Source organism: Brevundimonas sp. P7753, from assembly GCF_013386595.1.
GTDB lineage: Bacteria > Pseudomonadota > Alphaproteobacteria > Caulobacterales > Caulobacteraceae > Brevundimonas > Brevundimonas bullata.
The window spans coordinates 1-13,342 of the sequence record NZ_JACARP010000030.1; the positions used below are offsets into that span (position 1 = coordinate 1).

Consider the following 13,342-nt stretch of genomic DNA (forward strand, 5'->3'; position numbering starts at 1 on the left):
CCCGCCCTGCCCTATGACGCCACCGGCTATACGCTGGCCTTGCAGATGGGCGTGAAGTTCGACCGCATCCTCGACGGCTTCGAGGCCCCGACCGAGCGTGTCGCCGACGTCATGGCCACGCCGCCTGGCAAGATCGAAGGCTCGGGCCGCGCCGGCTGGCTGATCGATCACGCCCCGGTCAACGGCTACATCCTGTCCAACCGTCTGCTGAAGGCCGGCGTGCCGGTCTTCTGGCAGGAAGGCGAGACCCCCGCGGGCCGTCAGACACTGGCCCCCGGCGCCCTGTGGATTCCGGCCAGCGATGCGGCGCGTCCCATCGTCGAGGCCGCCGTACGCGACCTGGGCCTGAACGCCCATGCCGCCGCTCGCGCCCCCGGCGGCGACAAGATCGCGCTGAAGCCGGTGCGCGTCGGCCTGGTTGACCGCTACGGCGGCTCCATGGCCTCGGGCTGGACCCGCTGGATGCTGGAGCAGTTCGAGTACCCGTTCGAAGTGGTCTATCCGCAGCGTCTGGACGCGGGCGATCTGGCCAGGGACTTCGACGTCCTGGTCTTCGCCTCGGACATGATCCCTGCGGACCTGTCGGCGGCGGCCCAGCGCGGTCAGCCGGAGCCCGAGTCCATCCCGGCCGAGTACCGCAGCTGGCTGGGTCACATCACCGCCGACAAGACGGTGCCGCAACTCGACGCCTTCGTGCGCGGCGGCGGCAGCGTCGTGACCATCGGCTCGGCCCACCGCCTGGCCACGGCCATGGGCGCGCCGGTTCAGGACGTTCTTCTGGGCGCCGACGGCAAGGCTCCGGCCTCGACCGACTTCTTCATCCCCGGCGCCGTGCTGAAGACCGAGGTCGACAATCGTCAGCCGCTGGCCTTCGGCGCCCCGGCCCAGATGAACGTCTTCTTCAACCGCAACTCGGGCTTCCGCCGCACCGGCGAAACCGGCTCAATCGTCCGCTATCCTGAGCAGGTCGCGGTCGCCAGCGGCTGGGCCATCGGCAAGCAGAAGCTGGCCGGTTCGGACGCCGTTCTGGACCTGCCGCACGGCGAAGGCCGCGTCATCGTGCTCGGCCCCGACGTGGTCAACCGCGCCCAGGCCCGGTCCTCGGTCCGCCTGCTGTTCAACGCCCTCTTCTACGGGCCGGCGGTCAGCGCGGAGGAATAGGAACGGCGACGGCGGCCCTGACCGGGCCGCCCTAGCCGCCGTCACCCCGGACGGCCGCAGGGCCGATCCGGGGCCCAGGCGCTTCATCAGACAGGCGACGCGTCAGGTTCAGTCGCCTGGGTTCCGGGTTCGCTTCGCGCCCCGGAATGACTGCAAGGAAGCTAATCACCGCCGCACAGCAAAACGGCCGCCCCATCCCTGGGGCGGCCGTTTCATTTTCAGCGCCTGAGTAACCTAGGCGGTCGCGACCTGGGGCGCGTCCGGCCCGCCCTCGGGGATATCGTCCAGCTCGCCTTCCCACTTGGCGACCACGGCGGCGGCGACGGAGTTGCCGACCACATTGGTGGCCGAGCGGCCCATGTCGAGCAGGTGGTCGACGCCCAGGACGATGGCGATCCAGGCTTCCGGCAGACCGAAGTAGGTCAGGGTCGCCATGATGACCACCAGCGAGGCGCGCGGGATGCCGGCGATGCCCTTGGACGTCACCATCAGCAGCAGCAGCATGAAGACCTGCTGCGAGACGCTCAGGTGAACTCCGTGCGCCTGCATGATGAACATGGTGGCGAAGGTGCAATAGAGCATCGAGCCGTCGAGGTTGAACGAATAGCCCAGCGGCAGGACGAAGCTGACGATGCGGCGACGCACGCCCACGGTCGGCAGGGCGTCCAGGATACGCGGATAGGCGGCTTCCGAGCTGGCGGTCGAGAAGGCCAGCAAGGCCGGGGTGCGGATCACCTTGAACAGCGGAATGACGCGACGGCCCAACACGGCGGCGGCCGCCAGGAACAGCAGACCCCACAGCAGGCCCATGGAGCCATAGAAGCCCAGCACGAACTTGGCGTAGACGGCCAGCATCTCCAGCCCCTGCGTGGCGATGGTCGAGGCCAGGGCGGCGAAGATGGCCAGCGGAGCCAGCTTCATCACAAACTCAGTGACCTTCAGCATGATGCTGGCGGCCTGTTCGACCAGGTTCAGCACCGCCGGCGCCTTGTCGTCCAGGGCGGCGACCGCCGTGCCCACGAACAGGGAGAAGACCACGATCTGCAGGATCTCGTTCTTGGCCATGGCGTCAAAGATCGACGTCGGCACCAGGTGCGTCACGAAGCCGTGCAGCGAGAAAGCGTCGGTCGAAGCCGCCGGAGCCGTCGCCAGCGCCGCCTGCGGCAGGTCCATGCCTGCGCCCGGCTGCAACAGTTGCACCATCACCAGGCCCAGCAGCAGCGACACCACCGAGGCGCCGATGAACCAGGTCATGGTCTTGACGCCGATGCGCCCGACCGATGCGGCGTCTTCCATGTGGGCGATGCCCGCCACCAGGGTCGTAAACACCAGCGGCGCGATGATCATCTTGATCAGACGCAGGAAGACGTCGGTGATCAGCGACAGATTCGTCGCCGCCGCCGCCGCCTGATCGGCGCTGAGGTACTGGTTGACGCCCCAGCCGACCAGCACGCCAAGGATCATGGCGCCGATGATGAGATAGGCGAATATTCGGTTCATATTCAACGTTCCAACTGTACTCGACTCACCCCGCCGGAACATTTCCCCCCGACCGTATGAGCCTCATCCGTTCATACAAAAGCGGGGCAGCAGACGATCGAATGTCCGCTGCCCCGCCTCGTTCAGATCTTAGCTAAAGCCAATCGACCCTCGCGACTAGATCAGAATTCCTTCCGGATCGTCGCATACCACCAGCGACCACGGTTCGAGTGGACGCTGCCGTCATAGCCGTAACGTTCGTTGGCCAGCGGCGGGTCTTCGTTCGTGATGTTGCGCGCGCCGACGCGAAGGCGCGTGCCTTCCATGCGACCGCTCTCGAACTCGTACTGGACGTAGAGGTTGTGGGTCAGCCAGTCCTCGACGACCCAGTAATCCTCAGTGCCCGCCAGGGTAGCCGAGGTGTCGTAGTAATCGCTGACGTAGCTGGAATAGAGACCCGTGCTCCACGGACCATTGTCCCAGGTCAGGCTCGACGAGGCCTTCCACTGAGGACGGCCGTTACGACGCACCAGTTCCTCGACGCCCGAGACGGTGACGCCCGAAATGACGCCTTCCTTGAGGCCGTCCAGCAGCATCTGGTGGTTCTCATTGGCCTCCTGATACAGCTTCAGCCACTGGCTGACGTTGACGGTCCAGGTGAAGGAACCGACCGGCGTGTCGCGCAGGCTGTAGTGCATCCGGTAGTCCACGCCTTCAGATTCGCGCGGCTGCAGGTTCAGGTAGTCGTCCTTGATCGACAGGATGGTGCCGACCGGAGCCAGACCGGCGGCCAAACCATCGGCGATCTGCTGAGCGTCGGGCGCAGCACGCACCACGTTCTCGTTGAAGCTGCCGATCTCGCGCAGGTAATAGTCCATAATCAGCTGGTTGGTGGCGCCGAAGATGCCGACCAGATCGGTCTGGTTGATCTTCCAGTAGTCCACCGCGAAGGTCAGGACGCCATAGTCGGCGGACCACAGCTTGGGCTCGAACACGAGGCCGGCGCTGAGGTTTTCCGAGCGCTCGGGCTTCAGGTCCGGGTTGCCGGCGCGGTTCTCGATCCGCGATTCCGACGAGCAGTAGTCGTTGGTGGCCGACAGGTTGGGAATGGCGCCGATGGCCACCTGAACGGCGCAGGCGGCGTAGTCTCGACGCGAGTTCGAGCGCTGGAAGTCCGGCTGATGCAGTTGCGTCAGGTTCGGCGCGCGGAAGCCCTTGGACCAGGCGGTGCGGAACATCAGCCAGTCATTCGGACGATAGGCCAAGGCTACCTTGGGCGCCCCCACCAGACCGAACAGGGAATAGTCCTCAAGACGACCCGCCACCTGCATGTCGATCGACTTGACGAAGGGGATGTTCATCTCGGGCGAGACGACCGGGATCGCCAGTTCGGCGAAGGCCGAATAGACGTTGCGCGCGCCCGAGCTGTCCGGGGTGTAGGTCACGCCCATGATGTCCGACTGGCTGACGGCGCCGGCCAGATCCGTGAAGGTGATGGTGCCGTCCAGACGGTCGTCGCGGTCTTCGGTGAAGCTCTCACGACGCGCCTCGATGCCGGCGGCCAGGCCCACATCGCCGCCCGGCAGCGTGTAGATGTCGGGGCGCGAGACGTGGAAGTCCCACTGCATCAGCTCGGTTTCCGCCGTGCGGCCGACCCGGACCAGGAAGCTGTCGATGGTGGCCTGATTGTTCACGCCGAAGACGGCGTTGCGCGGATTGTTCAGGTCGCCGCCGACGAAGGGGTTGTAGGCGTCGGGCGTCGTCTTGTTGATGGCGGCTTGCAGGCCGGTCATGCTGACGCCGTCCATTTCGTCTTCGGTGCGCGCCTTGGAGTAGAGCAGCGCGCTTTCCCAGTCGAAGCCGCGGAACTGGCCGCGCAGCCCGCCGACAAAGCGGGTCGTGACGTTTTCAACGTCGACGGCGCGATAGCCCAGGTCGGCGAAACGATAGTCCTTGATCTCGATCCCTGCGCCCGACAGCGGCACTGAGCCGGCGCCGGCCACGATCAGACCCGGCAGACGCGCGGTGACGCCCTCGGCCCCCAGCGGGTTCCAGTAGGCCGTCGGCGACATCAGCACGCGCTGGAAGTCCAGCGGCGTGTCCTGCTGGCGCTGCGACCAAGTGCTGGCCTGATAATAGCCGATCTCGCCAAAGGCCTCGATGCCGTTGTCGAACTGGTGGTTGATGAAGGTGAACAGGTTGGCGCGATCAACTGCGGAGCTGATCGTCCGCATGGTGTCGAGGTCGTAGCGCAGGTTCTGATCTTCGTTGCCCGTCGCCGTCGTCAACGACAGAGTCGAGTTATCGAAGCAGGTGCCGGCCACGAAGCCCGCCGCCACGCAGCCCGGGTTCGTCCCCGGCTGAATATGGAACGAACCGGCCGAGGCCGTCAGCGGCTTGCCGCCTACGGTCGTCGTCGCCTTGCCAGGGGCATAGGTGCCCGGATCAAGGCGGAAGCCTTCAGCCCAGGCCGTGATGGAGCTGTAGGTGACGTAGTCCAGACCCGTGGCCCGGTCGCCGAAGCGGTTGATGCGGCCCTCGACGGTGGCGTAGTCGCGCTCCCAGATGAACAGGGCGTCGCGGGTCAGATAGTCGCCCATCACCGAGATGTTGGTGCGGCCGTCGTTGAAGTCCTTGCCGGCCTGGAAGTTGAAGGAATACTCCTCCATCCCGCCTTCATCACGCCCGATGCCGGACTGCACGGTCAGGCCGTTGAAGTTGCCGCGCAGCACCGTATTGACCACGCCCGCCACCGCGTCCGTGCCGAACAGGGCGGCGGCCCCGTCGGCCAGGACCTCGACGCGCTGGACGCCCATCACGGGGATGGAGTTGGTGTTGACGGTCGTGACCGGCACATAGTTTTCGATCTGGGTGCCCGGGTGAGCCACCAGGCGGCGGCCGTTCAGCAGCGCCAGGGTGTTGCCGGTACCCAGCGCCCGCAGGTCGATCGAGGCCACGTCGCCGCGCGCGCTGTTGATGCCGCCGTTGTCGGTGTCGGCGTCGTTGAAGTTGACGTCGCCCGCCTGCGAAATGGCGCGGTACAGGTCGTCGCCGTCCACGGCGCCGATGGCGTCGATGTCCTGGGCGCCGATCACCGTCACCGGCAGGGCTTCGTTGATGCGCGTGCCCTTAATACGGCTGCCCACCACCACGACTTCGTCGACCTGGGCCGCCTCTTCCATCTTTGGGCGCTGGCGCAGGACGAAGGTCGATCCCTCGTGGCTGACGATCTCCAGATCCGTGCCCTGGATCAGCAGGTTCACCGCCGCCTCGACATCCATGACGCCGGTGACGGCGCGGGTGCGAACGCCCGCCAGATGCGCCGTCGGCGCCGAAATCTGCACGCCGGCCTGACGCGCCAGCTCCGTGATGGCCTGGCTGATCGGCTGGGCCGGGACGTCGAACGTCCGATCCTGGGCCATACCGCCATTTGCCGCAAACAACAGCGCCAACCCTGCGGCGCTGCCCGCCAGGCCCTGCTTCCAAGACGCTTTCATAACCCCGACCCTTGTACTTTTTTGGACGTCCGCCGTGCGACGGATCTCCTCCAAGACGCGGGGCGCGTCCGAATCCTCCAAAAAAAGCAATTCGTGGTCGGAATTTAGACCTGACGGCGGCTGAGACGGATTTCCTCGGCGTTCACCGCCACGTCCAGGTCCAGGCTCCCGGCCGCCGCGCGGGCGAAGCTGACGGGGTCGTTGGCTACGAACAGGCCGGTGATCCGCAGGCTCGCCACCAGGGGATCGGCGGGCACGATGCGGGTGGGATTATAGCGCGCGAACTCCCGCGCGGCGCGCATCAGGGTCTCGTCTTCCAGCTGGATGCGGCCATGGCGCCAGGCCAGCTCCCGATCAGCGTCAATCTCGCCTGTACGCACCGGCGGCGCGCCGTCGGACAGAAAGGCGCGGGTATTGGCGGCCAGTTCCAGCCCCTCGCCGTGCGGGCCGTTCAGCTCGACCTCGCCGCCGAAGGACACCACCTGCAAGGGCGACCGGCCCAGCCGCCGCACCAGGAAGCTGGCGCCATTGGCGATCACCGCCGCCTCGCCCGAGCGCACCATGAAGGGACGGCTGGCGTCGGCGACCACATTGAACAGGGCCTCGCCGGTGTTCAGCACGATCTCGCGCGCCTTGCGGTTATAGCGGACGTCGCCATCGGACAGGGTGTTCAGCGTCATCACCGACCCGTCGTCCAGCGGCACGACGCGCGTCTCGCCCATGCGGGTCTCGAAGGGTTGAGCGCGGCGCTGCCAGGCGGCCAGCGCGCCGGCGCCGCCGACCGCGACCACGGAAACCGAGGCGGCGATCAGGCCGCGCCGGCTGATAGACGGCTTGGGCGTCGCGCGCGTGAACGGAATGGCCCCGGCCTCCAGCGCCGCCGCCCTGCGGCTGTGAACCGCCACGGCCCGCGCCCGCGCAAAGGCGCCCAGGCGCCGCACGTCGCCTTCCAGCCAGGCGTCCAGCTCGGCCTGATCCGCCGGGGACAGCGGTCCATCATCAAGCCGCGCCGCCCAGAGGCAAGCCGCGCGCTCAACCTCCTGGCTTGTCTGCCTGACCATGAACCTTACCGCGTTGTTGTTTCTCAGACTTAGACGCGACCACCGCGCCAAATCCGCCATTGGCGTAGGCGGCCATCAACAAGCCCAGCCCCTTGGCGATGTGTTTTTCGACCGTGCTTTCCGCAATCCCGGTCCGACGCGAAACTTCCTTCTGCGAAAGCCCTGAAACCCGGCTCAAAAGGAATATCTTTCGCGTTTTTTCCGGCAGACGAGAAATCATCTCGGCCAGCACCTGAAGCTCGTTGCGGGCCATGACCGTGTCTTCCGGCGTCAGTTCATCGACCGCCAGTTGCAGGCTCTCGACCTCGGCCAGGGAGCGGATCGACACCACGCTCTTGCGGCGCACCCGGCTGACCAGAACCGAATAGGCCGTGCGGAAGAAATAGGCCCGGACGTTGCGGATTTCCGACACGTCGGCGACCGTCACCAGCTTGGCGTAGGCTTCCTGGATGATGTCGTCGACGTCGAACTCGGCCTGGCGCCCACGGCGCAGCCAGCCGCGCACCGCCGGCTCGTGCGGCATCACATGCGTGGCAAGCCACAGCGCCCGTTCGTCAGAAACCCCCATGCCCCGCTTCTGCATGAGGGGGGCTGTGGGATTCAACTTCTATTTTCCACCCCGCCCTTCAAAGCGACCAGAAGCCCGCTCGCCTGAGTCATGCCGCAAAAAGCCCCGCAGGCGGACCTGCGGGGCTTGGCGTTATTGAATGGGGGAGGCCTAGTGAGTCCTGGCCTCCAGACTAGTGATCTCTTCCTTCAGCCTGAGCTTTCGCTGCTTGAGCTCCCTGATCTGGATCGGGTCCGCGGTGGGTCTGCGCGCCTCCTGCTGGATCGTCTCATCCAGCGAACGGTGCCGATTTCCCAGTTCGCGAATACGAGCCTCAATGGTCATGGCTTGCGCCTCCATGTCTAAGGGACCACTACACAGAACGCCCGGAACGACGGCCTGTGGAATCACATTGCAGTGACCCTCCGTCGTTCCGAACACGGAGACTGTGGAAGTCAAAATGGCCGATGATGTGAACTCGACCATACGGAACCCGAAACCGTCGCGGTTGGTCGTTGGAATCTCTGGCGCTTCCGGCGTCGTCTATGGCGCGCGGATGCTGGACGCCCTGCGCGAACTGGGCGTGGAGAGCCATCTGGTCGTCACCAAGGCCGCCCTGCTCACCTTGTCGCAGGAAACGGATATGAGCCCCGACGACCTGATGTCGAAGGCGGATGTGACCTACAAGCTGGGCGACGTCGGCGCCGCCATCGCCTCGGGCTCGTTCCGCACGCTCGGCATGATCGTCGCCCCCTGTTCTGTCAGGACCATGAGCGAGATCGCCACCGGCGTGACCTCGACGCTGCTGACCCGCGCCGCCGACGTGGTGCTGAAGGAGCGTCGCCCGCTGGTGCTGATGGTGCGCGAGACGCCGCTGCACCTGGGCCACCTGCGCACCATGACGGCGCTGGCCGAGATGGGCGCGACCATCGCCCCGCCCCTGCCCGCCTTCTACGCCCGGCCTGATTCGATCGCCGAGATGGTGGACCAGTCGGTCGGCCGGGCGCTGGACCTGTTCGGTCTGGACTGGTCGGCCGTGCGCCGCTGGGAAGGCCTGAAGACCGGGGCGACGCGCGCGTGAGCGACCTGTGGACCTGGACCCTGACGGCCTACAAGGCGCCGGGCGTGGCCGAGACCTGCCTGAGCTTGCAGGACCACCACGAACAGAACGTGCCCCTGCTGCTCTGGGCCGCCTGGGTCGCCGTCACCGGCCGCCGCCCGGACGAGGAAACCATCGAGGCCGCCTGCGACGCGGCCCGCGCCTATGACACCGTCATCGTCAGCCAGCTTCGCGCCGTTCGCCGCACGCTGAAGGCCCCTGTCCCCGACATTGACCACGACCACCGCGAGGCCCTGCGCCAACAGGTCAAGACGCTGGAGCTGGACGCCGAGCGCCGCCTGATGCTGGAGTTGGAAAGCCTGGCCCCCGCGCCCTCGGGCGCCCCGCGTCGCGCCATCGATGGTCTGGCGGAGACCGCGCGGATGTGGACGCGGGTTGTGCCGCGCCCGGCGCTGACGATCCTGGCGGATCGCCTTCCCGCCTGACCGCTGGTCGGCTATAAGCAGTGACGTCCGGGGCCCACCATGAACGATGACCAACCCTTCCTGTCCGTCGAGGACAAGCGGCTTCGCGCCGAGCTGAAAACGCTTCAGCAGGAACACGCCGATCTCGACGCCGCGATCGAGGCGCTGAACCTCATGCCCGCCAAGGATCAACTGCTGATCGCACGCCTCAAGCGCAAGAAGCTGGCCCTGCGCGACGAGATCGTGAAGGTCGAAGACCGCATCCTGCCCGACATCATCGCCTAGCTGTCTGCTGGCGCCTGCAGTGTCCAACTAGAGAGCAGATCTGGATCTCGAACGATCTCGCCCGTCGATCTCAAACGATACTCACCGGGTCGAGCGGTTTCAAAGGCGCCTAGATCAGGCGGAAGCCAGTAGCGCTCACCCAGCCGCTTGCCCGATAAATCGAGTTCGATACCGTCCTCAGGATCAATCGACACGATAAGACCGTGCAGTTGCTCCTGTCGCAGCAACTCACCACCCGCATCCACATAGGTCAGACCCACCACAACCACAGCGCCGATCCATTCGCGTTGTGCGGTCGGCCAGTCCATCAGCGGCCCTTCTTCCTCAACCACATGGCGGCGTCGGCTTCGGACAGCCAGACCTCGGGATCGGTCTGCCCCGCATAGGGACGCACGCCGAACGAGCCGCGCAAGGCCGCGCGCTCGCCCTGCCACTGGAAGCCGTCGGCTTCGAGCGTTTCGGCCAGGCGTCGCGCCTTGTCGCGGCCTTCCTCGACCCCGGCGTGCAGCAGCAGCAGCGCGAACTCGTCGCCGCCCAGCCGCCCGACCGCGTCGGATTCGCGCACATTCTCCAGCAACAGGTCGGCGACCCGCACCAGGGCGGCGTCCCCGGCGGCGTGGCCCAGCCGGTCGTTGACGCCCTTGAACCCGTCCAGATCGAGATAGAGCAACACCGCCTGAACATCGTGACGGCGGCAGAAGGCCATGCTGCGGTTCAGCACCGTCATGAAGCCGCGGCGGTTCAGCGCCCGCGTCAGAACATCGTGGTCCGCCAAAGCCTCCGCCGTCTCGGCGCGCGCGGTCAGGGCTGCGACCTCGGCGCGCAGCCGTTCGATCTCGGCGTGCAGATCCACCTCTGCGGTCGGGACGGCCAATGGGCTCAAGTCAGGCTCCGGCGCCGCGAATCAAGGCCGAATCCAGCCCTCGCAGCGTCAGGGATTCTAGCGACCTTGGTTGCGGGCGCAACGCGCGTGCTGTAACGGGCCGCTTTCCGTGTGGGGAGCCTTCGCGCATGACCGCCTCGACGCCACCTGTCGCCATCATCATGGGCAGCCGTTCCGACTGGCCGACGATGAAGCTGGCCGCCGAACGCCTGGATCAGCTGGGCGTCGCCTGGGAGGCCAAGGTCGTCAGCGCCCACCGCACGCCCCAGCGCCTCTATGACTTCGCGACGAACGCCAAGGCCAATGGCCACAAGGTCATCATCGCCGGCGCCGGCGGCGCGGCCCACCTGCCCGGCATGGCCGCCTCGATGACCGACCTGCCGGTGCTCGGCGTGCCGGTCCAGTCCAAGGCGCTAAAGGGCATGGATAGCCTGCTCTCCATCGTCCAGATGCCCGGCGGCGTGCCCGTCGCCACCCTGGCCATCGGCGAGGCGGGCGCCGCCAACGCCGGCATCCTGGCCGCGCAGATCCTGGCTCTGTCGGACCCTGCCTTGGCCGAACGCCTCAGCGCCTTCCGCGCCGCCCAGACCGCTTCCGTCGCCGAAACCGTCGAGGACTGACTTGCCCCAGTTGCCCCTGAGCCCCGGATCGACCCTCGGCATTCTCGGCGGGGGCCAGTTGGGCCGGATGCTGAGCCAGGCCGCCTCGCGCCTCGGCTTCGACGTGGTGATCCTCGACCCCGAGCCCGACTGCCCGGCCGCCCGCGTCTCGCGCGCCCAGATCACCGCCCCCTATGACGACCCAGACGCGCTGCAGGCGCTCGGTCGCCTGTGCGACGTCGTCACCTTCGAGTTCGAGAACGTGCCCGCCCTGTCGGTCGAGCAACTGGCCGAGGCCGGCGCCCTGGTCGCGCCGGGACCGACCGCCCTGGCCGTGGCTCAGGACCGGGTGGACGAGAAGACCTATCTGAACGCCGTCGGCGCAGCGACCGTGGACTTCGCCGCCGTCTCGACCCTGGATGACCTCACCACCGCCATCGAGACGCTTGGCCTGCCCGCCCTGCTGAAGACCCGCCGCGAAGGCTATGACGGCAAGGGCCAGGTCTGGATCAGGGACGCCGCCGACGCCGAGGCCGCCTTCGACGCCATCGGTCGCCGCCCCGCCGTTCTGGAAGCCGCCGCCGTCTTCAACCGCGAACTGTCGGTGATCGCCGCGCGCGGCCGTGACGGCGCGGTCGCCGTCTATCCTCTGGGCGAGAACATCCACGCCAACGGGGTGCTGAAAACCACCCTGGCCCCCGCCGCCGTCGATGCGAAGACGCAAGGACGCGCCGTCGAGATCGCCGCCGCCGTCCTCGACGGCCTCGACTACGTCGGCGTCATGGGGATCGAGCTGTTCGACATGGGCGCCGATTCTGACGGAAATCCCGAGTTGCTGGTGAACGAGGTCGCCCCGCGCGTCCACAACACCGGCCACTGGACCCAGGACGGCTGCGTCTGCGACCAGTTCGAGCAGCACATCCGCGCCATCGTCGGCTGGCCCCTGGGCCCGACCGAAGCCCACGCCTGCATCGAGATGACCAACCTGCTGGGCGACGAGGTCGAGGAATGGCGCACGCTCGCCGCCGAACCCAAGGCCCGCCTGCACCTCTACGGCAAGGCCGAGGCCCGCGCCGGCCGCAAGATGGCTCACGTGAACCGGGTTCTCTGACCCTCTCCCAATGGGAGAGGGCTTGAGCCTCGGAGAGCCGCAGGCGATCCGCCAGGCGAAAGGGTGAGGGTCGGCGGTCAGCCGTGAAGACGCTGTGCGTGCAACCTTACGGCTTCGATTAATCGCTCTGGCGCTTCATAGACTTGGTCATTGGTCACACGGATCACAGTCCAGCCCAATGCCTCAAGCGCTTGCTGCCGCTCAAGGTCGCGCGCTGCCACCTCATCCAGCCGATGCACGCCGCCATCGATCTCAATGATCAAGCGTAGTGGATCGCAAGCGAAATCAGCAAAGTACGATCCCACAGGATGCTGTCGGCGGAACCTATGCCCGTCGATGCGCCCCCCGCGCACGGCGGACCAGACGCGCTCCTCGGCACTACCGGAGGACTGGCGCAGCGCTCGCGCACGGTCGGTTCGCGAGGATGTCATGGAGTAGAGTGTGCGAGCCGCGCCGCTCAACGGCAAGCTACGAACCCTCACCCTTTCGCGCCAGAACGATCGCTTCGCTCTCGTGCGCTCAAGCCCTCTCCCATCGGGAGAGGGAGGCTCAGACTTCCTTCGCCCCGTACCGCAGCCGTCCCAAGGCATCCGTGACCGCCTTCAGCGGGGCGTCGAAATCCTTGCCCGCCTTCCACTTCTCGAAGGCCATGACGTTCTCGATGCGACGGGCGACGAAGGCCTCCGCCGCCTCGCGCCCTTCGAACCAGCGCATGGTCAGGGCCGGAATCAGGATGCCGCCCAGGATAGCGCGCTTGGAATAGTGGTTCTGGTCCGTCGCCGTGTCCCCGGCCCAACGCCAAAGATGGTCCGCGCTCTCCCAGGCCAGCTTGAAGCCCAAGTCGATATTGGTCGGCAGACTGAGAAAGCCGGCGCAGCGCTTGGCCGCCTCTATGTCCTCGGCCCCCGCCTCCATCCGCGCCGAGACGGCGGCGGCGATTCGCTGGCGAATCTTCATCGTCTCGGCAGGCGTCGCCTCCAGCGCTTTCAGGGCGCGCGAATCGTGACGCCGCGACAGGAGAACCGCCAGATCACGCGCCCCGTTCGGCAACAGCAGTTCCTCGTCGCCCAGCGACAGGCCGTTGGCCTCGCACGCCGCACGCACCAGACGGCTGTTCCAGCCTAGCGCGGGCGCGCGTTCTATAGCGGCGTCCAGCACCGCCTGCTCCATACGGACAGCCCAGTCGTCCTTGGGC

At 66.9% G+C, this 13,342-nt stretch carries 14 protein-coding genes and 1 pseudogene; 6 read left to right on the forward strand and 9 right to left on the reverse strand.

Annotated features, from left to right (window positions below):
- A pseudogene (locus tag HX774_RS06835) lies at window positions 1–1,161 on the forward strand (peptidase); the annotation flags it as partial.
- Between the two features lie 234 nt (window positions 1,162–1,395).
- Here HX774_RS06835 and HX774_RS06840 read toward each other — a convergent pair.
- The 5 genes from HX774_RS06840 to HX774_RS06860 form a co-directional block, all read right to left on the reverse strand.
- Entirely contained in the window at window positions 1,396–2,661 is a 1,266-nt protein-coding gene (locus HX774_RS06840; protein ID WP_178825393.1) for a dicarboxylate/amino acid:cation symporter, read from the reverse strand.
- Window positions 2,662–2,822: 161 nt separating this feature from the next.
- A complete protein-coding gene (locus HX774_RS06845) occupies window positions 2,823–6,137 on the reverse strand; it encodes a TonB-dependent receptor (protein ID WP_178825395.1) in 3,315 nt (1,104 codons plus the stop codon).
- Window positions 6,138–6,241: 104 nt separating this feature from the next.
- On the reverse strand, window positions 6,242–7,198 hold the full coding sequence (locus HX774_RS06850; RefSeq protein WP_178825396.1) for a FecR domain-containing protein: 957 nt from the start codon (window positions 7,196–7,198) through the stop codon (window positions 6,242–6,244).
- Window positions 7,170–7,781 (reverse strand): RNA polymerase sigma factor, encoded by a 612-nt coding sequence (locus tag HX774_RS06855; RefSeq protein ID WP_178825398.1) that lies wholly within the window; start codon window positions 7,779–7,781, stop codon window positions 7,170–7,172. Before HX774_RS06855 ends, HX774_RS06850 begins: the two co-directional genes overlap by 29 nt.
- Window positions 7,782–7,916: 135 nt before the next feature.
- Window positions 7,917–8,090, reverse strand: a complete 174-nt coding sequence (locus HX774_RS06860; protein ID WP_114816866.1) for a YdcH family protein — start codon at window positions 8,088–8,090, stop codon at window positions 7,917–7,919.
- Between the two features lie 115 nt (window positions 8,091–8,205).
- Between HX774_RS06860 and HX774_RS06865 the strand changes: the two genes are divergently transcribed.
- The 3 genes from HX774_RS06865 to HX774_RS06875 are packed head-to-tail and all read left to right on the forward strand — an operon-like array spanning window position 8,206 to window position 9,554.
- Complete coding sequence (locus tag HX774_RS06865) at window positions 8,206–8,826, forward strand: UbiX family flavin prenyltransferase (RefSeq protein WP_178825400.1); 621 nt, start codon at window positions 8,206–8,208, stop codon at window positions 8,824–8,826.
- On the forward strand, window positions 8,823–9,290 hold the full coding sequence (locus HX774_RS06870; RefSeq protein WP_178825402.1) for a TIGR02444 family protein: 468 nt from the start codon (window positions 8,823–8,825) through the stop codon (window positions 9,288–9,290). The genes HX774_RS06865 and HX774_RS06870 overlap by 4 nt, the downstream gene beginning before the upstream one ends.
- 39 nt (window positions 9,291–9,329) lie before the next feature.
- A complete protein-coding gene (locus tag HX774_RS06875; protein ID WP_114816863.1) occupies window positions 9,330–9,554 on the forward strand; it encodes a YdcH family protein in 225 nt (74 codons plus the stop codon).
- Here the strand turns inward: HX774_RS06875 and HX774_RS06880 are convergent.
- The gene (locus tag HX774_RS06880; RefSeq protein WP_178825404.1) at window positions 9,551–9,862 is read right to left on the reverse strand and encodes a hypothetical protein; all 312 of its coding nucleotides are present in this window, start codon (window positions 9,860–9,862) and stop codon (window positions 9,551–9,553) included. The two genes, HX774_RS06875 and HX774_RS06880, sit on opposite strands and share 4 nt — an antisense overlap.
- Window positions 9,862–10,437: a GGDEF domain-containing protein gene (locus HX774_RS06885; protein ID WP_178825406.1), complete on the reverse strand. Its 576-nt coding sequence runs from the start codon at window positions 10,435–10,437 to the stop codon at window positions 9,862–9,864. Before HX774_RS06885 ends, HX774_RS06880 begins: the two co-directional genes overlap by 1 nt.
- Before the next feature lie 128 nt (window positions 10,438–10,565).
- Between HX774_RS06885 and purE the strand changes: the two genes are divergently transcribed.
- Together purE and HX774_RS06895 are read left to right on the forward strand one after the other, a co-directional pair.
- Window positions 10,566–11,057, forward strand: a complete 492-nt coding sequence (gene purE / locus HX774_RS06890; protein ID WP_114816862.1) for a 5-(carboxyamino)imidazole ribonucleotide mutase — start codon at window positions 10,566–10,568, stop codon at window positions 11,055–11,057.
- 1 nt (window position 11,058) lies between these two features.
- Entirely contained in the window at window positions 11,059–12,147 is a 1,089-nt protein-coding gene (locus HX774_RS06895) for a 5-(carboxyamino)imidazole ribonucleotide synthase (RefSeq protein WP_178825408.1), read from the forward strand.
- Between the two features lie 77 nt (window positions 12,148–12,224).
- Here the strand turns inward: HX774_RS06895 and HX774_RS06900 are convergent, their stop codons facing one another.
- Together HX774_RS06900 and HX774_RS06905 are read right to left on the reverse strand one after the other, a co-directional pair.
- Entirely contained in the window at window positions 12,225–12,737 is a 513-nt protein-coding gene (locus HX774_RS06900; protein WP_370523365.1) for an endonuclease domain-containing protein, read from the reverse strand.
- The coding region (locus HX774_RS06905; protein ID WP_178825410.1) for a COQ9 family protein at window positions 12,697–13,342 on the reverse strand (646 nt) is incomplete at its 5' end. The genes HX774_RS06905 and HX774_RS06900, both read right to left, overlap by 41 nt.